At 57.2% G+C, this 20,603-nt stretch carries 16 protein-coding genes and 2 pseudogenes; 10 read left to right on the plus strand and 8 right to left on the minus strand.

Translation table 11 applies throughout. The features are described 5' to 3' along the window. A partial coding sequence (locus SM754_RS15870; protein WP_323677226.1) for a hypothetical protein occupies positions 1 to 182 on the plus strand: 182 nt, incomplete at its 5' end. A gap of 508 nt (positions 183 to 690) precedes the next feature. Here SM754_RS15870 and SM754_RS20565 read toward each other — a convergent pair. The 7 genes and pseudogenes from SM754_RS20565 to SM754_RS15900 form a co-directional block, all read right to left on the minus strand. Beyond that, positions 691 to 786, minus strand: a pseudogene (locus SM754_RS20565) (IS1096 element passenger TnpR family protein); the annotation flags it as partial. Then, positions 783 to 1,754 carry a DUF7983 family protein gene (locus SM754_RS15875; protein ID WP_323677227.1) on the minus strand — a complete coding sequence of 324 codons (972 nt, stop codon included), beginning with the start codon at positions 1,752 to 1,754 and terminating at the stop codon, positions 783 to 785. The pseudogene SM754_RS20565 and the gene SM754_RS15875, both read right to left, overlap by 4 nt. 284 nt (positions 1,755 to 2,038) lie before the next feature. After that, positions 2,039 to 2,506, minus strand: coding sequence for a hypothetical protein (locus tag SM754_RS15880; protein WP_323677228.1), 468 nt, complete (start codon positions 2,504 to 2,506; stop codon positions 2,039 to 2,041). Positions 2,507 to 2,520: 14 nt separating this feature from the next. Next, positions 2,521 to 2,688, minus strand: coding sequence for a hypothetical protein (locus tag SM754_RS15885; protein ID WP_230892466.1), 168 nt, complete (start codon positions 2,686 to 2,688; stop codon positions 2,521 to 2,523). Positions 2,689 to 2,990: 302 nt separating this feature from the next. After that, a complete protein-coding gene (locus tag SM754_RS15890; protein WP_059059218.1) occupies positions 2,991 to 3,254 on the minus strand; it encodes an AbrB/MazE/SpoVT family DNA-binding domain-containing protein in 264 nt (87 codons plus the stop codon). A 102-nt stretch (positions 3,255 to 3,356) separates the two neighbouring features. Further along, positions 3,357 to 4,649 (minus strand): RNA-guided endonuclease InsQ/TnpB family protein, encoded by a 1,293-nt coding sequence (locus SM754_RS15895; RefSeq protein WP_323677292.1) that lies wholly within the window; start codon positions 4,647 to 4,649, stop codon positions 3,357 to 3,359. Between the two features lie 311 nt (positions 4,650 to 4,960). Then, complete coding sequence (locus SM754_RS15900) at positions 4,961 to 6,214, minus strand: Cdc6/Cdc18 family protein (RefSeq protein ID WP_230892468.1); 1,254 nt, start codon at positions 6,212 to 6,214, stop codon at positions 4,961 to 4,963. 607 nt (positions 6,215 to 6,821) lie between these two features. Here SM754_RS15900 and SM754_RS15905 point away from each other — a divergent pair. Then, complete coding sequence (locus tag SM754_RS15905) at positions 6,822 to 7,250, plus strand: zinc ribbon domain-containing protein (protein ID WP_323677293.1); 429 nt, start codon at positions 6,822 to 6,824, stop codon at positions 7,248 to 7,250. Here SM754_RS15905 and SM754_RS15910 read toward each other — a convergent pair. After that, positions 7,177 to 7,812 (minus strand): annotated as a pseudogene (locus SM754_RS15910) (IS6 family transposase). The gene SM754_RS15905 and the pseudogene SM754_RS15910 overlap by 74 nt on opposite strands. A 101-nt stretch (positions 7,813 to 7,913) precedes the next feature. Between SM754_RS15910 and SM754_RS15915 the strand changes: the two are divergent. The 8 genes from SM754_RS15915 (at position 7,914) to SM754_RS15950 (ending at position 20,467) form a co-directional block, all read left to right on the plus strand. After that, positions 7,914 to 8,135, plus strand: coding sequence for a hypothetical protein (locus tag SM754_RS15915; protein WP_230892469.1), 222 nt, complete (start codon positions 7,914 to 7,916; stop codon positions 8,133 to 8,135). A gap of 444 nt (positions 8,136 to 8,579) precedes the next feature. Further along, positions 8,580 to 9,065: a pilin gene (locus tag SM754_RS15920; RefSeq protein ID WP_501993807.1), complete on the plus strand. Its 486-nt coding sequence runs from the start codon at positions 8,580 to 8,582 to the stop codon at positions 9,063 to 9,065. Between the two features lie 53 nt (positions 9,066 to 9,118). Then, the gene (locus SM754_RS15925; RefSeq protein ID WP_501993808.1) at positions 9,119 to 10,876 is read left to right on the plus strand and encodes a DUF8186 domain-containing protein; all 1,758 of its coding nucleotides are present in this window, start codon (positions 9,119 to 9,121) and stop codon (positions 10,874 to 10,876) included. A 182-nt stretch (positions 10,877 to 11,058) separates the two neighbouring features. Beyond that, positions 11,059 to 11,760 (plus strand): hypothetical protein, encoded by a 702-nt coding sequence (locus SM754_RS15930; RefSeq protein ID WP_230892472.1) that lies wholly within the window; start codon positions 11,059 to 11,061, stop codon positions 11,758 to 11,760. After that, positions 11,760 to 12,956: a TrbL/VirB6 family protein gene (locus tag SM754_RS15935; protein ID WP_323677230.1), complete on the plus strand. Its 1,197-nt coding sequence runs from the start codon at positions 11,760 to 11,762 to the stop codon at positions 12,954 to 12,956. Before SM754_RS15930 ends, SM754_RS15935 begins: the two co-directional genes overlap by 1 nt. A 6-nt stretch (positions 12,957 to 12,962) precedes the next feature. Further along, the gene (locus tag SM754_RS15940) at positions 12,963 to 16,310 is read left to right on the plus strand and encodes a VirB4 family type IV secretion system protein (protein ID WP_323677231.1); all 3,348 of its coding nucleotides are present in this window, start codon (positions 12,963 to 12,965) and stop codon (positions 16,308 to 16,310) included. Further along, the gene (locus SM754_RS15945; RefSeq protein ID WP_323677232.1) at positions 16,303 to 17,430 is read left to right on the plus strand and encodes a DUF8128 domain-containing protein; all 1,128 of its coding nucleotides are present in this window, start codon (positions 16,303 to 16,305) and stop codon (positions 17,428 to 17,430) included. Before SM754_RS15940 ends, SM754_RS15945 begins: the two co-directional genes overlap by 8 nt. After that, entirely contained in the window at positions 17,390 to 20,467 is a 3,078-nt protein-coding gene (locus SM754_RS15950) for a TraM recognition domain-containing protein (RefSeq protein ID WP_323677233.1), read from the plus strand. Before SM754_RS15945 ends, SM754_RS15950 begins: the two co-directional genes overlap by 41 nt. The last annotated feature ends 136 nt before the right edge of the window (positions 20,468 to 20,603 follow it).

Here is a 20,603-nt window from a genome sequence, read left to right on the forward strand (position 1 = left end):
CTTGCAGGGTCGCTGAGGCCATACCATCTCAGCATTCACCCTGCTCTTTGGTGTGGGAATCGTTCTATGACACCCTCTCACAGCATCAAAGAAGAGTTTTTGAACTCAGAAAATGCAGTCAGCCGGCACTCGCCGAGTCTACTGAAAGGGCAAAACCATGGTATCTAGGAGAGGGTGACTGAAAGGATGTGTCGCCGACGGATGGGTGGATGACAGGTAATATGACGGCAGTGGTCTCATTTCTGACGCCGAACTGGCGACACACTCGGGTAGTAGCTACTAGGGTATCGTAGGTTTTCGGACTACTACAAGTGTTTCCACGAACTGCCAGTATCGGGCATCAATCCGGGTGACAAAGCGGGTGTCGCTGGAGGTTGGGGGTGACAGGCGATGCCGACGTCAGAGGTATGTCAGCCGTTAGCGTCCCTCCAGCGACACGATACACTGCACGGTCGCTGTATGTAGGCGTTATGGTAACAAACTACCCCACCGCGCCTCAAAGAGCGTCCACCGCCGACTCTCCACACTCACACATGGTGTCGAGAGTTCCGCAAACTCGTGGTGACCGCCGCAGTCTACAACCTCGAACAAGCACCCAAACAGTGAACCCCCGCCATCATCGGATTCAACAAAGCAGACGTATCAATATCCTCACTCCTTGAAGCCGGAGGCCCCGCCTCAAAACTGGTGAAATCCGGTGATCGTTCTGTCCGCCCCACCAACGATATCCTGCCACAGTAACGTCGGATCGGGGTCGAACTTGACGCGAAAGCGGTAGGCAGTCATCCCTGCAACTCCGCTCCCGTACGGAAGCTGGTGAGATCGTCGATACGCTGTTCGAGCTCCTCGATCTCCGCTCGGAGCTGGTTCGCCTCATCGTCCTCGCTGGCAGCGAGGCGGTCTTTCAACCCCTGCAATCGGGACTCTTTGACGTCTTCATCGACCTCCGCTTTACGAACGTATTCGCTTTCTTCGACCTCGTACACATCGGATTCCGAAAGCGTGGTGACTTCAAGGACTTCATCGACTTTCGAACGATCAACGCTCAGGACACGTTCACGGTCGATACCAGCGTTCTCAAGGTGGTCCAGCACCTCCTCGTCGTTTTTGAGCGAACGATTTCGGCGACTCGTCCGCTGGACGGAGCCATACTGTCCAGCGACCGGACGGTCGTGATGGAGTCGAGCAAGGAGGATATCCGCGACCTCCTGGCGGAACTCGTTGGCATCTCGCTGGACATCTGAAAGCAGGGTGTAGAGATTCACCAACGCATTCGTCTCCAGTTCAGAGAGATCAGTCATATCGTGACGTTCGAGTGCGTCAATAAGGAGGAGTGCATCCGAGTAGACATCAAGTCCGTCGGGCTCAGTCCGTTCCTCATCCGTGGCTTCCTGCTCTGCACCCAGCACCTGCGTTGCCGTCGCTACCTCTGATTGAGTGATAACGCCAGCGTCCTCATCAACCTCGAATCGGGGATGGACACTCCACACCGCTGGATATGGGTCGGCATCTGTCGGGAGACGATCAAGGTCAAACCCATTGGGGACGTCCTCAATTCGTCGATAGAGCGTTTCGAACTGGTCGCGCTGGAGCGGCCGCGTCTCGTTGCTGTCTTCGAACTGAATGATAACGCGAGCGTCCTGCACGTCAGTAATACGAAATCGGTGATGGGAGAGCGGCGTGATGAGCGTCGCACTCTCGGAAAGGCCGTCGAGTTCATCAAGGAGCGTGTGCCAGCTAGCGGTGAAAGACATATGCAGTAGTTGTGCGCCATCCCGATTAAAACCCGCTTGCTGTTCGAAACGTATCCGAAGTATCGTCGCCCATCTCGCACCGGACCGCCTACATCTCGCGGGCGTCGCGGTTTTCGGCCCGCACGCCGATTGTGCCACATTCGGTCAGCAGTGGTCAGAGTCACGGCGGCCGTGATCACAGTAGTTACGAACGACAGAGTTTATGAACTGCACCAGGCTGTCATATGTATTGAGAAGAGCGCCCTCAACTTCTGAGCGGTAGGATTTCCGATAGCAGCATTTGATTATTGGGGGATGTATTCAAGTTCGATGTCGGGGAGACCATAGGTTGGGGGATGAAGCTCTGCGAACGATTCATCGGCAGTGTAGATGGTCGGCTTTTGGTGCTGCCATCGATACGCCAAGCAAAACACGGGGACATCTTTCGGTTGGATATCGAGCAGATGTCCGAGCAGGTTTACTGGTGGGGCCTCTCGGATTTCCTGAAGGTCCATCTCTTCGACAGCTGCTTGATCGGGTTCCACAATTGATTGCGGTTTAGCAATTCGAACAGCGAAATTGGAGATCGTCTGTTCAACATCAGCCGCATCGACATGCTCAGATCGGTAGAAGGCTTCTCGCACCTCCTCAAAAATGTATGCGTCCAGCACGACTTGGCGGTCGCCGACTTCCGCACCGTTCACAAGCGCGGTAGCTTTTGGATGTGCTTCAGTGATTCCTAAAACCCAAATATTACTGTCGAAAACGTCCATCTAGGAGCCCGGCGTTACTCGTCGATGGATACGCGTCGCTCTTCGTCGCGCAGCTCGGGTAGCATCTGGTGAAGGTCCCACTCCACCCTCTCGTTGATCTGGCGCTGGGATCGCCGTGCTTCTTCAGTAGTACGGGTCGTCTGTTGCGCCGCCCGCAGTACTTCAGCGCCCTGTTCGGTCATAGTCATCTCATCCTATTAGGTCAAGATGCATTATTCTTGTGCAACCCGGCTTGACATCCTCCTCCGCGTGAACGCGCCACCCTTGCCCGCTACGACTTCCAGCTATTTCTGAGAACCCTTCAACAATCTGCTACCCAAGACCGTGCTGGTGGACTACCCCCTACCTACTCGCCGCCTTCGGCGGTTCCTTAAAGAAGGGGGGCTTACCGCCTGTAATTTGCTGAAGTATTTGACGACGTCGTCGTGTGGGACGCCGGTCGCGATAACGCTTGAGATGGGTACGTTCGTATCAAGAACCGGCTTCATTCACCAGATCCCCGCGCTTCATGCACTAACTCATCAACCTCCTCCATCGACAGTTCGACTGTTTCGGCTCGCTCTTCGACCCGCTGTTGGAACTCTTCGACCGATGGGAGCTCGAGTTTCTTCAAGACGAGCCCGTAGTCGGTTGGGACGACCATCAGCTTCGTGCCTCTTTCGAGGCCGAATTCCTCCCGTAGCCGGCTTGGAATCGTGATCTGGCCTTTCGATGTTACGGTGGTTACTTCAGGATCGTCAGTACTCATTAGATAGTTCTACGTAAGGATTTCTTACGCATTGGCTTGGATCCATCGGCCATCCACTACTACGAGCCACCACGGCCACGCACCGACAGACACCACCTGTAGTCAGCGACCCACCGCTGAAGGGGTGGGCTTGTCGGTGGACTCCCGTTCTGCCGACACCGGGGTGTCGGACGCCACTTCAGTAGCGCTCACGGTCATGATCCCCGACTTGAGGGCGTACTGACAGAACGCCCCTCCAGCAGGGGACTTCTGCCCCCGCTGGAGTTTGAGTGCGAGCTTCCGCGCCACATTCTTCGCCGCATTATAATCCGCATTCACCGAGTACGAGCAATCCAAGCACACGAACTGTTGGCCGTCACGATTCTCCTCCAGCGTACACCCGCACTTCGAGCACTGTTGGCTCGTATACGATGGCTCAACCTTTTCGACGACAAGTCCAGCAAGCTCAGCCTTGTTCTCGGTTTGTTCCTGCAGTTTGCGGAACGCCCACTGCTGGAACTTCTTCTCATCACTAATCCGGTCCCGTATCTGCTCGAGGCCCTCAAACGCGATGTGCGTACAGCCGTGGCGCTTGGCTTCTGCGACGAGTTCTTTGGAACATCGATGCAGGTAGTCCTCACTCCAGCGGCCGAACCGATCACCGATGCGCTGATACGTCAGGTGGGCGCTGCGTGTGCCAGTCTGTTGGAGGCTGGCACGACGCTTCTCGAATTCGCGGCGTTGGTGGTTGAGATAGTCGGCGTTCCCGATGAACGCACCCGTACTGGTGGCGGCGATGTGGTCGTCGACGTTGCAGTCCACGCCCAGGACTCTCGAATCCTGGGCTTTCTCAGGACTACTCGCGTCGAGTTCGCGTTCCATCGCCGCGTGCAGGTAGAACTCGTCGCCCTCACTATCGTAGTGGACGGTACTTGTTGAGAATGAGTAGTCGTCGTTCAGCAAGTACTGGCCGTGTGGTGTGCCTTCGGGGTCGTCGGGCAGGATGTAGTCGCATTCGACGCGGCCGTTGACGGTGGCGAGACTCACCTTCTCGCGGTAGTAGGTTGCCGCGCGCTTGTCGTAGACGATGCTGAACGTGTCGTATTCGGGCTGGCTGGTGTTCTCACCCTCGGCTAGTCTATCCACGCAGTTGCCAATATCGTCGGTGGCGCGTTTGATGGCCTTCTGGACGAGGTTGGCGTGGAGATAGTCAGTTTCTTCGCGGAGGTCGTCGTAGATGGCGGCTTCGGCTTTGTTTTTGCTGGTGATGCAGTCCTCGTCGGGATAGCGCCACGCCCACTCACTGGTGCGGTTGGCACAGTACTGGAATTTCTTGTTGGTGGCGTGGAGGTCGCTCTTACGGTCGTCGGGTACGTCAAGGCGAACGCGCACCGTTCGCGTTACCTCCCACACCATGTACGTCACAGAAATCGCTATACCTTATTACTAGCTTTGAATCCATTGGGGGAGTCGGCAATGCCGGTATCGGCGGGTTGTCGCACAAAGCGTACGCGCTTGCTCCCACCCCTGAAGGGGTGGGCTTCCGCGCTGCTACCGCTGTGAACCCCAACCCAAGCCATCACCAAAACGACAGCAAACTACACCCCTTCCTCGCTTACCGCTGTGGCGGTTCGCTCGCCGGGAGCTTCTTGCTTCGTGCGACACGATCCCGCCGCATTTATCGGATTCAACAGAGGGGAGGGGGTGTCGGAGTGTAACGAATCGGGCTACTCGAGTTGTGTGGTGATCTTACTCAGTCGGTCGTCTTCACCGACCTTATCAATGACTAGGTCTGGATCAACCGAGAGACTGTACATGTTCGTCATGCCACGTCCACGACCTCGGCCACGACGGTCGCCTTCGAGGATATTTCCATGGACAAGATCGTTGAGTTTCTCCCGGAAGGTTCCTTGTTGATACGTAGCCGCGCCGATCTGTTTCGTGAAACGCTTGTATCGACGATAGAGTTCTGTCGTTCCTTCGGGGGCGTCTCCGGCGCGCTCTGCTTCGAGAACAGTAAGAAGAGCAATCTTCCGCTGCGTCGTCTCACCGCGAATGCCTTTCCCGATGGTTTCTTCTTGGATTTCTTCGCGGGCCTCACGGACGTGGGATTCCTCAACGGTGTCACTGCCGTTGTCCAGAGCGAGGTCACATGCGGTCGATAGGAGATGAATTGCTTGGCGGGCGTCACCGGTGTCTTGCCCAGCAAGCGCAGCACAAAGTGGTATCACATCGTCTGAGATTACGTCGCTACGGAGATACTCGGAGTCTCTAATGTCGTCCTCAAAGTACGTATCGCGAAGTGCACGGCATGCGCGTCGGGAAAGAATATCGCGAAGCTGATTAGCGTCGTACGGACTGAAGACGACTTCGCGACTGCCGAGCGATGACCGGATATCCGCGTCAAGGTTCTCGTGGAACTGGTAGTCATTCGTGATGCCAATCACACCGATCGAGATACCGTCTATCGACGCGCGAGGGAGCTCGTAGAGGACGTAGTTATCCTCTTGAATGCCGTCAATCTCGTCGAGGACGATGATGACCATGCCACCAATCGCCTGAAGGTCGTCCGAGAGCATCTCGAACAACTCGACTTTCGTTGGGCCGCGCGGTTTCTCGACCGTCTTGTCGTAGCGCGCTTCACGAGCCTGTTTGACGAGATCCGCGAGGACGTTCCACGATTTCCCCGCGCCCTTACAGCTAACCCGAAGGACGGTGAGCGTGACGTCACCCTCCGTGTCGGCCCATTCCTGAAGTTGTTCCGTCTTCAGGTTGACCCCTACTGTCTTCCCCTGTCCCGTTGGACCGTAGACGAGGATGTTCCGAGGCGATCCACCGAGAGTGATTGGTCGGAGAGCAGAATGAATGCGGGAGAGTTCGTCTTCTCGCTCCGGAAGCTCGGTCGGTTTGTATGTATCCGGCTCCGGGTCGAGGACGTCGACATCTTCGTAGATTCCCTGTTCGGCGCCGAACGGTTCCATGATATCGACCCAATACACTACATTATGATAAAACCATGGGAGTGAACAGAGTGATGAGAGTGAACAGAGTGATGGAGGGGGTATCGGAGTGTATCAGGATCTGCACGAAGACCGAAGGGACAAACGGGGAGGTGAGACTGATCCGACTGGATGTTTGAGATTGAAGGTATCGGAGGGGGAGGGGGTATCGGAGTGTAACTCTCACGAAGGTCTTTCCCAGTAAGGACGAAAGAACGAATACAATAGAAGCTGTGAAACGGCTCAAAAGAGCTATTTAGGGACTGTTCTCTACGGAACAGTCGTTTCTCCATGCATGGTAGCATGAGCACAGTTATATTATTATAACGTTTTCTATTAACGTTAAGTAAGTAAGTGATAGTGTGGAGTGATTATAGAGCCTAGAAGACCTATTCTAACCAGTATTAGAATATATACAATGTCCCTGTTTTCCCGCAATTCTACTGGTCTTTATATTATCCGATCATTCGGTCCGAATTCCCTCCACTCTCGCTTTGATTTACACTCCGATACCCCCTCCCCCTGTCACCGGGCTGATTAACCAACAAGCCTGTCTTTTCGCAGATCTGTTGGTTAATCCTGATCCGATATCGTATTCAGGAGTCACCGCCAGCTCGTTGACCGGCTGGAACTCACGCTCGGTGATATCGGCATCACCGTCGAGCAAGTGAATGAGTGTGAGTCGAGTAGCGAGTGCCCCGCGTGTGGCAGCGATAATGTCACTCGTGAGGGCGACGCGTTCCGCTGCCATGCGTGCGAGTTAGACGCGCATAGTGACGTTGTCGGGGGGTGGAATCTGCTAGAAGCAGAGGTTGGGCCGATGGCGCGGCCCGCTGCCCTCGCAGCTGAACGCCCGAGGGATGCACCCAATCCTGGGGCGTACTGGGAGTGGAATGGATACGACTGGACACCCATGAATTTTGGGGAACAGTCGAGCATCGTGTTTAGTTTAGTGAGTTCCACCAGACGGCGAAGGCTTGCAACCACGATTCCGCTGTTGTTGGCTCGACGTGGCTGAAACTATTACTGAACGAGGAAGTTCGACGTTTTATCTCTCGAAAAATACGTTCGACAGCATTCCGATTCCCATGCCGAACGGTCTGGAATCGAAGCCCGACTCGCTGGAGTGCTGTTTTGAGATGCTGGGCGTGATCAACTAGAAACACGGCATCTTCAACGTCGTGTTTCTCGCGTAACTCCTGCAGGAATCGTTCAGTCAACGCCGTTGTTGTCGTCGGAAACAGCCGTACGTGCAGGAATCTGTTTGATTCGGGATTGACGGCAGCGTACAGCCAGTACTGCTGGCCGTCGATGCGGATCACCGTTTCGTCAACCGCAATCTGATCCGGACTGGCATCGCTGGCGGGCTATAGATCAGCTTTCTGCACCCAGTCATGGATGGCTTTCCGCGAGCGTTGGACACCGAACTTCTCAAGTTCTTTGACGGTATTCGAAAGTGAGAGTCCAGCCAGATGGAGGCGAATACCAAGCTGCATCAGCTCGCTCGGTGTCCGCTCTCGCTCCACAAACTCTAACTCGATCCAGTCGCTACAGCCACTGAGGCGGGTGATTTCTGCCATGAACCAGCTGAAAATCACTCTCGCCTCACTTTTCAGCCTTAACTAAACACGACCGTGCTTCCCTACCCCACATTTTCCCCTCTGCGTGGTGATAATGTATTGTGAATCACCCGTCTCTCCGGGGTTATGGAGCGGTCCTCGTTGTTGGTGTCGCGGTCATCTGTATGGGCGTGATTGCGCTCGGCTTCATCATGCCCACCCGACTCTTCGAAAGTACGGTGGGATTAGTCGCCTTCTTCGCCGCCACCCTCCTGATGGTCATCTGCGCAGTTGTTGCGAACCTCTACAATCTACGGGAAATTCTCCACGAGGAATTCGGCTGAATCTGCTTATTTAGGCGGTGTGGTAGAGCCTTCTCGATAGTATTTCTTATATAAGCAAGCCCATATATTATTCACTAGAAAATAACTCGCACAAAAAGCATATATGGCAGCATGGAACAATCCCTGATATCGTTCAAACACACATACCCAACTAACGAATGTCACAGCATACCGTCAACGCCACTGTCCCAATCAAGCCCGCCGATGCCTTATTCCCCAGCTGGGCAACCAGCATCAACGCATCCGGGCTCTTCCGTGAAGCAGTGGCCGAGCAAATGATGTATCGAGACATCGACCGCGACGAACTCTCGACGCTCACCGAAGAGACACTCACTGAAACCAGTCGGGGACCTCGACAACCTCCTCGAACAGACCTCCAGTATCGAGGACTTGGACACCCTGCTCGAAACGGATCCCAACTCCGACTAACAGATACACCACCAGATGAACAATCCACCCTCTGACTCGGCGAGCGATGCACCGGCCACTCAGTCGCTCTCGGCCAATACCCAGTCGTCCCAGTCCCTAAGCAGTAACCGTTTCAAACCGACTCTCACACAGGCGCGTCCACGAGTTATATCCCTCACGATGGGGCTCGCGTTCTTGGTCGTTGCCGTCGGTCCAGCCGCCGCACAGAGTCAGATCGGCAATGTGTACTGCGACACTGGCGTCGCCACCGGTATCGATCTCGTATTTGGGGCGATCGCAGGCCTCGGCCTGCCCGCAACCGGCTTCTACACTGGGAAAGCTGGTCTTTCATATATGCGCGCCGGCGGTAACCCTGAGAAGAAGAACGATGCCAAAGAAAAACTCGTCATGTCCGGTATCGGTTTTGGCATCGTCGTCCTCGCATTGATCTCGCCCACGCTCATCGACAAGGTCGGCAGTCAGATGGGGTTCGGGTTCTCGGGCTGCGTGAAGCCCTTCTAGCCCCCATCTGAGATAGCTAGCGAACTGTCCCCGCTCCCCTCGCCCGGAATAGAATGCACGCCCGAACGACAGGCGCCGCACTTGCCCTACTCCTTGTGAGTGGCACTGTTGGGATTGGCGTTGCAGGAGGCATAAATGTCGAAATACCATCTGATCCCGGGGATACAGTTCCTGACGATGGACCCGACTACGGCGTGAACAACAGCACCTTCCAGCGGCTCTGGTCGGAAGACGTCGACAACGGTAATCTCTCGGCCGACGATTTCAATGGGGCAAACGTCTCATCACGCGCCGAATTCGCTCACCGACTTGCCCAGTCGACAGATGTCCCGTTCGCTCGTCCACCTCAAGCCGCTTCAAACTGGAATAGTGGCGACTTCAGCGATTACAATCCTGGCGGCCAAGATACGTCTGTCTACCCTGCTAGTGCCTCCCTCGAAGACGGCGTGTACATCAAAGATGCGTATGCCAGTATCTTCGCCGTTCAACCCTCAACAGTTCTCCATCAGACAAACGGGGCGACACAATATGTTCCCCCAGAGGGACAGGTCCGGGCACTCAGTGACTACCGCGTTGCTGTTCCTGAGGGAGACCAGACCGGCCCACACCGTGAACGCTGGTCGATCGACCGCACGAGTATCGAATCTATGGAACTCTCCACAGATGGTCGAACTATCGACACCGGAAGCGGCCATCAGACTACGCTGCAGTACACCGACCTCTCGGGATCACCGCAGCTGATCGTCGAGACCAATATCACGGTAACGCTTCGTCATGTCACACTGGATTGCCCATCCTGGAACTCCACGAGATCCAGTTGTGGCGGGGATTGGAATCGCGTTGTCGAAACCGTTGAAGCATCAAAAACGGTATCGGCATCACAGACCGTCGTCGTTAATCAACTCTCCGGCATTTCTGGAAACCGCGTCCAGTTTGAGGCACGCGAGAACCAGGTCGGTGCTGTCGTCCATCCGAATACGGAATGGTCGACGATTACGATCGACGGCGATGTTCGGGCCCGAAGCAATTGGTGGTTCTACACGGCCGGACGATCCGGCTGGCAGACGATGTTCACGGGCACCGCGACCAACACGTCACGTGCTGAGTCGTCGGTGCGTCCCGTCCAAGTTCACGCGTTCCCGAGCCAGCAAGCGCCGTACGTACCGACCGAACCGACTGACGACGGGAAGCGGCCACTCGTTATCGAGGAAACGTGGGGCACAAAGCAGTCAGGGCCGTCGCTGCCGGCGAATATTGACCTCGGGTCTGCCAATCCGTACGTGAATGCAGATTCGATTGCCCTGAGTTCCACAACCCTCGACGAGAGCGCCTTCCGCGAGGTTACGGTGCAAGGAATCGTCCGCGGGCAATCACGAACGGTGTCCCTATCCGAGCAGCAGACCGTCCGAGAGACGAATCTCACCCTATCCGTCACCGAAGCTAATGCAACCCAGGCGGTCGTTCGTGCGATGGTCACCGAGAACGCAACCGGCGATGCTGTCACGACTGGCCGCGTGACAATCGGCAACCAGACCACGGCGCTCAACAGCAGCGGAATGGCCGCCGTTACCATCTCGAATCCGTCCCTGCTCGTTCGAGGCCAGTACACCTCGGATGCTTGGTGGCGGACTGACCAGCCCTATGCAGCGTCGAAAGACGTCGCGAAAACTCCCGCTAACTTCCCCGAGTTCCAGACGCTCATCGACCTCGTCGTTGTGACGATGCTCTGGTTCATCCCCGTTACTGTCCTGGTCTTCGGCTTCGACTACATGTCCGGCGGCACGCTGCTCGGACTTACAAACCGATCATGAACGACAACACAAGCTCACTTAGTCACGACAGGTGTGTCGACCGTCGAACAGTTCTTAGTGGCCTCAGCGGCGTTCTCGTTGCTCTCGCTGGCTGTTCCTCCTCGCCATCCGATACCAATAGTCCTAGTTCCGGGACATCGACACCTCCCGAAGGTGAAAGCAATACCTTTGCGAGCGTCGCGATGAACGAAACCGACCTCGTCGTTGAACTCGCCAGCGACACCGACGTGAATTCGGTGAATCTCATCAACCCGAATGGTGAGATGAATTCGCTTCAGCGGGTCCAAGAGGGAGCGACACAGGTTACATTTCAGCTGCTCGGTGAAGCTGAAGACGGGTACACGCCTGGTGACTACCGCGTCGTCGCTGTCGCTGATGACGAGACAATTGGTGAGACGACAATCTCCCTCCAACCCGAGGTCACGATTACAGATATCATGTGGGCGCAGAACCACCCAGATCTAAACTGGGATAAAGACCGGTCAACGTGGCGGCAATTCGCCGCTCTTACGGTCGAGAACACAGGGAACGCGCCGACGTATCTCACGGCACTTCAGTGGGCAGATTCGCCGCATACCAAGGTATCTCCGTCGGAGACGCTGACGCACAATTCTACTACCCTTCTACCGCCTGGAGAGACAACTATCTACTCTGCTGCTCCGATATATCAGACGGAAGATCCTACTGGTGTTCACGGGGCCATCGATTGTGGCAATCTGGAGACGGATGCGCTCACCGTCACAGGAGTCGTCCAGGCCGGGACGAATCCGTCGTACTCACAGACAATCGAGTATGGTGGGGAGAAATACTCGTGTGAACTAACCATCGTGGACGGCAGCCCGGCTGGCTCGACTCAAACGTCGTCGAACGGGAGTGGTACCTGATGGGGTGGATGGAAGAGCAGGTTGAGGACGCTATTGAGAATGTACTTACGAGCATTAAAGAGGCGCTCCTCGGGTTCGTGAACGACATTTTCGAGGCGCTTCTCAACCCAATTGTCGGCGTCCCCGCGCCGAAATCCAGCTCCCGGTACATCGTCGCCGGTACTCCCGATAATGCACCATGGCAGAGCTTGTACGCAGATTTCTATCTTCAGTACATCCTGCCGTTGACAATCATGTTACTGGTCGTCGGACTCGCGTACATCGGCCTCCGGTCGGGATCGATCAGTAGCTACCGTCGCAAGCGGCTGCTCCGACGGATAGGGCTCGTGTTCATGGGGTCGTTCGTCTGGTTCCCACTTGTATCGATTCCACTCCAGTTTGTCAATGCGGTAGGCCTCACACTTGCCCCAATCGACAGTATGTCGGCCGGATTCGGGAGTCTCATCGAGTCAGCAGTCGGTGGCCTCTTCGTCGTTCTCGCCATGGTGACCATCTCGAACTTCCTGCTTATTGTCGCTGCCATCGTCTATGGTCTTCGGTGGCTTGGCATCCTCGTTCTGACGCCGTTAATGCCGTTACTCGGTGTCTTCTGGGCCCTCGACGTCTGGCCACTCAGCCCGGTCTCGGAGATCGCTCGCCGCGCTGCTGGCATCTATCCGGGTCTCGTTCTCGCGGGACTTCCTGCTGCAGTCCTCTTCCGAATCGGCTGGCAGATGGATCTCACAGCGAGCGCAAGTGGAATCTTCTCGCTGTTCCTCGGACTGGTACTCATTCCCGCAGCCTGTATCGCTTCGATTATGACTGTCTACTGGTCTACCCCTGCGGTCCAGACGATCGCCCGACAGGGAACGACCAAGACAAATCCAGCGGTTGCCGCCTCAGCCGCGAAGAAAGGGGCAGGGAAATCGGTTCGCGGTGCCCGAAACGTGCATCGAGGATACGCCCAGAACGGGCGCGGCCCGGTGACACAGAGTGGGCAGACCCAGATCGGGAACGGCGATTCAAAAGCCTACAAACTCGGCTCGTCCGCACAGTCAGCGAAAGACCACGCAGGCCGCTACAACAACCTCCGGAAATCAAGGACAGGCCGGATGCGCGATAAGACGAAAGAAGACGTGAGTCAGGCTACACAGGCAGCGAAAGCCCGGTCGAAGCAGGCGTTCAGGAATACGAAAAACAAGGTTTCGCGGTGGTGACGATTCATGAGTACAAACACTGACGATCACGAGTATAGCGCACGACGGATTCATCAGTCCCTCGGCGGGACGACCGCGTTCTTCCGGGGGTACACCATCGGCGAGATCATGCTGTTCGTCGGCGTGGCGTTCGTCACGCTCGTCGGTGCAGCCTTCGTCCCGGCGACCTTTACGATCCCAATCCTCGGGTTCGGCATCATGCTTGGACTCCTCCTGGGATTACTCCACAAGGTGAAGCCCTCCTACCTGTGGCTCACCGAGTGGCTGGCCGCCCGCCTCGGCTGGGCAGTCAAGAACAAAGAGTACACTCACGGTGAGGACAATCGCGAGGTCCGTTCCCTGACCCGCGTTGGGCAGGTCTTTCCGCACGCTATCGAGCGGTCGGACGGCGCGCTCGTCGGCGCAATAAAAGTCGAGCCAGCGAACATGGCCCTCGAAGACGACGAGGCGTGGGCGAAAGCCGTGGACTCGCTCTCGGAATTCGTCAATGCGACCATCGACTTCCCCGTGAAGTTCTATATCACTAGCCGGGAGGTCGACCAGGACGACGCCGTCCGCGACCACCAGCGTCGCCTCGGTGACGCCGACGTCCGCTCGCGACCCGTGCTCAAGCGATTGCTCGAAGAGTATATCACCACCAACACCGACCAGAACGGCGATATCGACTCCGAAAGCACGACCATCCGAGAATACTACATCATCACCGCCGTTCGCAACGCCGATGTCGAACAGCTCGACGAAACCGGTGATAGCGTCCTCGCCTACCTCGCCGACATCCCTGTCGTGGGGCGCGTGTTTGGCCGATTCCAGTCCGATGGTTTCCCCGAGGCCGAACGCGACCGACTCAAAGAAGACAAGCTGGAATCCCGACTTGGACAGATCCGCCGCGGCGGGTCCTCGCTGTACCGATGTTCGGTCAGCTCGGTCGACGCCTACGACCTCACCCGTGTGACCAAAGAATACTGGACCGGACGCACTGAGGAGTACGGCGACATCACTGACGCAATCGGTACGTTCCCGGTCGTTTCACACGGCATTAGCGACGACGTGCCGTCGACGCCCGACCCAGACGACGTCGTCGACGCGATGGACGATAGCCAGTACAGCAGGCATAGTCCTTCGACCAACGGTCACGACCAAGGGAGCGACGAGTCGGACGTCGTTGTCGATGACCTTGGCAGTGAAGACAGTGAGGCCGCAGAGACGGACGACGAGGCGGACGTCGACTATGAGGACCGTCTCGATGACACGTCGACGATCCACCAATCGATTATCGCGCCGTCGACAGTCGACTGGGAAACAACCTACGCCGTCATCAACGACGACACATACGTTCGGACGTTCTGGATTGAGCAGTTCCCGGAGGAACCTGCTGACGGGATGCTCGAGCGATTGCTGCTAGAGACCGAATTGCAGACGGACATTAGCATCCATCTCGACCCGTTCGACAATCAGTCGGCCGAGGACATGATGGCCGACTGGATATCGGACTTGAAGGTCAACCAGCACGACTCGAACAGCCTCAAAGCCGAGGATCTCCAGGACGATATTGACCGTGGAAAGTTCATGCGGTCGCTTGTCCGCGCGAACAAAGCGTCGTTCTACCGCGGCGGCGTGTTCATCCGACTATCCGCCGAGAGCAAGCAGGAACTAGACAACCAGTCGACGCGCCTGCGCTCGATTGTCAAGGACGCTCCCGCGAACTGTACGCTCAAAGTAGCGAACCGCTGGCAGGAGGAGGGGCTTGCGACTGTCTCACCCCTCGGTCGGAATGAACTTGGTCGCGACCGGATGTCGACGCTAACGAACCAGGCAGTCGGCGCGATGTTCCCGTTCAGTTCGAACTACATGATGATGGAGGAGGGTGTTGAGTACGGCTACCACGGACATAACGGCTCACCGGTCCAAATTAATCCATGGGAGCTCGAAACCGGCCACAGTGAACTCGTCGTCGGGATGCCCGGTGCGGGGAAGACGTTCGGCGACATCATGCGCCACTTGCGAATGATGAAGCGCCAACAGGAGACGATGCTCGTCATGATTGACCCGGTCGGCGGGTTCAAAGGCATCGCTGACGCTCTGGACGCGAAGACGATCACGGTGGGTGGCGACACCCAGCTGAATCCTCTGGAGATACGCGAGACACCACAGGAAGTTCTCAACGCCGAGGACGGCATCTCACCGCTGTCCGCGAAGAAAGACGAGGTGTACGCTGTGCTCGAAAACTTCCTGACCGCTCGCGATATCAATCTCGGAACCGAAACGGGCGTACTCTCGTACGTCATCGACGAGGCGTACCGGCAAGCGGGTGTCGTCGAGGACGACGTGTCGACGCACACGCCCGAGAACTCGCCGACGATGACGGATGTCCATCGCATCCTCGCGGATATAGCGGAAAACCCCGACGAACATAACATCGCTGCGTCCGACTCTGCTCGTGAACGCGCCGCAGAGTACGCGGACGAGTTGGCGATCGCGTTCCAGCCCTTCCGTGAGGGCGGATCGTACGACAACCTCGCGGAGCGCTCGGAGGTCGATATTCTCAAAGGCGACAACAAGGTCGTCTATATCGACCTCGGGCAGATCGAGGGGAGTGCGTCGGGGATCGACCGCCAGACATTCTTGATGCAGTTGCTGTTGTCTACGGTCTACCAGCAAGCGAAGAAGACTGACCGCAATGTCGAACTCGCTATCGACGAGGCGCACTACCTCTTCGAGGATCAGGCGAATCTCGATTTCCTCGAAACGGCGTTCCGGCATCAGCGCCACGCCGGTCTGCGCATGGTGCTGCTGTCCCAGACTGCCCAAGAGTTCTACGAGACTGACCAGGCCGAGAAGATTCTCGGCATGTGCCCCATCAAGGTTTTCCACAAACTACCCGATTTGGATGACGAGACGGCCGACAAGATTGGATTGACGCGTGAGCAGCGCCAGTACGTTCGCGGGGCCGACGCAGGCAAGGAGGACCTTGGCTACAGTCAGGCGCTCGTTCGCGTCGAAGAACACGGAACATACCCGCTGCACGTCGTCGCTGACGAGTTCGAGAAGCGCGTCATTGACTACGAACCCAACGACCGCGCGTTCATCCAGCAGGCGATTAGTGCCGAGCCCGAGGATCTTGTCGACTTCGAGGGCTTCGTGGAGGATCAGGCGCAGATGAACGCGCTCACCAACCGCTACGACCTCTGCGAGGAAGAGGCCACTCGCATTCTTGATGAGGGGTTCACCGAGGACGAGATCGTCGATGCGGTCGTCGCGAACGCACGGCAGAACGACACGGTGGAGGCATCCGCATTCACTGACGGCGGAGACGACGCTGTCCAGTCCGATGAGGAGGGTACTGACGATGTTTAGGCAACTCCTGGGCGGCAACCCGCAGTACGACGCCACACAGTTGGAATTCGAAGAGCCGTTCGTCCAGCACCCAGAGAGTGCGCCGGGTATCTTGCTCAGGATTCGCCCGTTCAAAGAGAATCAGGGAGTCGTCGATGGCGCCGGACTGCTCCAGTCTGTCCACGACGTGACGACGAACTATCGGGGGAAGAACACGAGCGACCACCATTCCTTCGAGGTCTGGTTCGACGAGGGCAAGATCAAGTTCTACGTGCACGCTGCGACCGAGGCTGCTGCCGACAAGTTCCGTCGCCGTGTCGGAAACAACTACGCCAACAGTGAGGTGTTCCCTGTCGAAAGCGGGAATGCATTCCCCGTGATCGATCCTGGCGAGTACGTCGCTGGTGCGTGGCTCGAAATGGAGAAACTCCCGTACTACCCGATTCGCCACCACAACAGCGACGAATGGGCGAACGACCCGTACGGCGAAATCACGAGCGAGATGCTCTCACTCGACGACAGCACGGTCGTCACGCAGGTCGTCTTCCGACCGGCAAAGCAGTCCTGGACTGACGGCGACCGGTTCAAGCACAACAGCGTCGACGACCTTGCCCACGCTCTCCGCCAGGGAACCTCTGTGGGCTGGTTGAATCCCCGCACGCGGCCAGCGAGCGAAAAGGACAAGCAGGCCGCCAAAACCATCGAACAGCAGCGCGGCCAGCAGGCGTTCCACGTCAACATCCGCGTTCTCGCAGCGTCCACGGACAAAGACGAAGCCGAGTCCCGTGCCCGCGGTGTCGCCGGAATGTTCAGAAAATACTATAATGCAATTACTGAGCAGGGCCTCAACGATACGCCAGTATGGCATCGCAAGGACGGCAAGCGTGCGAACCAGCTCCGGCAGCACGTCGACAAAATGGCTAACCGCGAATGGACTGACCGTCGCATGATTATGACCGTCGACGAACTTGCTGGCGTTGCCCACATCCCGAACAACGAGATTGAGACGCCGAACATCGACTGGCGCTACACCCAGCGCGGCGACCGCGTTCCCGCCGATACGGACCAGTACGAGCAATCTGGGACTAGAAGGTGGACTGATGAGCGACCGGACAGACAGGGAGGACAGGATAGTGTTTGACCGATTCTTCGGTCGCGACGACAACCAAGACGCTACCTCGGATGCCACATCAGAGAGCGACGACACGCCACGGGAGGAGGGGACTGACGGAAGCCTCGAGGTTGACGCAGGTACGATAGCTGATACAAGTCCGAATCAACAGTCACTGCTTGGCGAAGCGTACGATATCACCGAGCAAGACACGGACTACGTAGGGAGTAAGCCTGTCATCACTGAAACGCTAAACGAGGGTACCGTCGCCGGCCCACACATCCGCGAGATGCTCGAATCAGGCGTCGATACAGCTCCATCACCACTCTGGATTGGGTACGATGAGGATGCCCAACGAGGGTTCCGCGAAGCCCCGCTCCGCTTCGAGTCGCTCTTCCGCCACATCTGGATCACGGGGACCACCGGCTACGGGAAGACTACAGAGTTGCTGAACATGATGGTCCAGTGGGCGTATTCAGGGTATGGGTTCGTCTACTTCGACCCGAAAGGCCGCGACTCACGCGAACTCCTGCGGATGCTGCCCGAGGACCGGCTCGATGACGTCGTCTGGATCGAACCTGGTTCATCCGAGCACGACAAGACGGTCGGGCTGAACTTCCTGGAAGTCCCCGACTGCGAGACCGAGGAGGAGCGTGAGAACGAGATCGAGAATCGCATCGAGAACCTGAAAGCGATCTTCGATACGGACGAGTACTGGGGAATCAACATGGAGTCGATCACCGAATCGATGGGTCGGGCAATGATGCAGTCTGACCAGCCGTTCTCGGTGATCGATATGTACTTCACGCTGTTGCACGCCGAGCGCCGTGAAGAGTTCGCCCATGATGTCGAAGATCCCTATGTCAGGGAGTTCTGCCTCGAAATTGCGCGAATGGACGACGAGACGGTCCGCCCGCTGCTCAAGCGCATCAAGTCGTGGGTCGAAAACTCGGTCATCCGGCGGATCATCTCCCACCGCGAGAGCACTATTGACTTCCGCGACATTATCGACAACGACCGGATCGTCATCGTCCGGACGCCCGTCGAGAACACGGACATCAAGAAGATGGTCACACTCGGCGTGATGCGAAACCTCTGGAGTGCTATCCAACAACGCTCCTACGAACACGATACCGATCCAGACCCCTACTTCGTGCTCTGTGACGAGTTCGACGACATCGCGAGCGAAAACCTCGACATCGAGTCGATGCTCGCTCGCGCCCGGTCGATGCGACTCTCCGTGACCCTCTCCTCTCAGTATCCCTCGCAGTTCGGTGAGGACACGCGCAAGGCGATGCAGAACAACTGCGACAACCTCATCGCCTTCTCCGTGAACGACGTCGACGACGCCCAGCTCTTGATGAAGCGATTCCGCGACTACACTGCCGAAGACCTCATCTCGACCGATCAGTACCAGGCCTGGACGAAACTCCCACTAGAGGGCGGTCGGTACTCCGAACCTGTCCTCCTCCGGACGTTCCCACCGTATCCCCCACTACGGTCATCGGATGCAGTCGACGATATCATCGAGGCGAGTTTGGACCGGTATGGAACCGACCCGTTGACCGACGCGGAGATTATGCAGAATCTCATCTACAGCGACGCCAACGAAGCAGCGGACCCGACGAAAATCTTGGCCGAGACAATGGCCGACGCGATTCGCGCTGTCCAAATCCGGAAAGACGTGCGGGAAGCGAACGGCTGGGTGGATGTTACCGCCGTCGACGAGGAACTCTTGATCCGCCTCGAGAACGCCCATCCCGACATCGACTACGCGGATGACGATCTGCCGGAGATACGTGATGCATCGCGGTTGATCGACGTCGAGTTACAGGACGGCGATGTCATGACGCGGCTATCCGAAGCCGGCGAAGCAAAAGTCCAACCTGAGACGGGCGACGTCGAGTCGGCAGGCGGGTCTGACCACGATGCGGTGCTCGTGGAGACCGAGCGGGCACTCACCGAGCGCGGGTTCAGTGTCGATATCTTGGAACAGGACGGCAGCGAGCAACCCGACGCCATCGCGACGCACCCAGATCACGACGTCGTGTTTAATATCGAGGCCGAGACGACGACGCCGGATCGGCCCGCGAAAGTCTTGCAGAACCTCAAACGAGCGCACGACGCAGATCGCATCCCGATTTTCGTCGTTCGCCCAGGTGACCCCGAAACAGAGTGGGCATCACGCGTCGAGAACATCCTCTCGGTACCGTTGCGAGAGCGGGCGGACGGCACCGAACAGTTCTACAACTGCGACGAGGTCGTGACCTTCGGCGGTGGTGCAACAGCCCACGGTGGCGTCACCGCTGTTCGACCCTGTACGTCCGACACGAATCGGACAGTCTGGAGACGCAAGAACGGTGAGCGTGTGCTGTCAGATGGCGAGACGGAGTTCGCCCGCGTTCCAGATGATGGCCCGCTCTCGAAAGATGACGTGCCAGCCTACTACAGCCACGGCCGCGAATCCGGCCAGTACACCGTCCACCAACCCGGCGAAACGCGGACGTACGAGTCGAGCGAGGAGTTCGAGGCGGAGTGGACACCTATCAAACGGCCGTTCCTCCCTGACGTCGACCTGCCAGACGAGGAGTATTCACGCGACAGCTACCTCGTGCTGATTCTGCCAAACGACGGCAGTCCCACACTCTTCCAGCAGGGTACTACTCACGAACTGCCAAAATCCCCGGATGACGAGGAGTTATGGCCTGACGAGCACGGTCAGACTGCAGGCTCAGGGAAGGCTGCTGAGTCAGCCTCGTCGTCTGGGTCACGTTCATCAGCAGCGGAGGCAGTAGAAATCGAGCCAGATAGTGACGGCATCGAGGCGTTCGCAGCGATGTACATCAGAGAAACTGATGGAGCGCAGGTCCCGAAAGCAACACTGTTTGAGGCGTACTCGAGGTGGACTGATCAGCACGACATCGATGGGACAAACGCGAGCTGGTTCGGTCGGAAGCTTGCGAAGGTTGTTGAGTATGGGGATGATCGTGTCAGAGACGGCGACGATCTGGTGACGGTCTACACCGGTATCGACCTAACCACAGACGGATCACAGCTCCTTGAATGACCGCACCTACCAGAACTATGATTGAAATTCAGGGGAGTAGATCACTGGATGCCTCGGAGCCCGCACCACTATCCCAAACATCCCACGTTAGCCATTCAAATCACCAATATCGGGTTTGTTATCGAGTTTGTTCAGG

This window comes from Halorubellus amylolyticus (assembly GCF_034808145.1).
In the GTDB taxonomy this organism is placed as follows: Archaea; Halobacteriota; Halobacteria; order Halobacteriales; family Natrialbaceae; genus Halorubellus.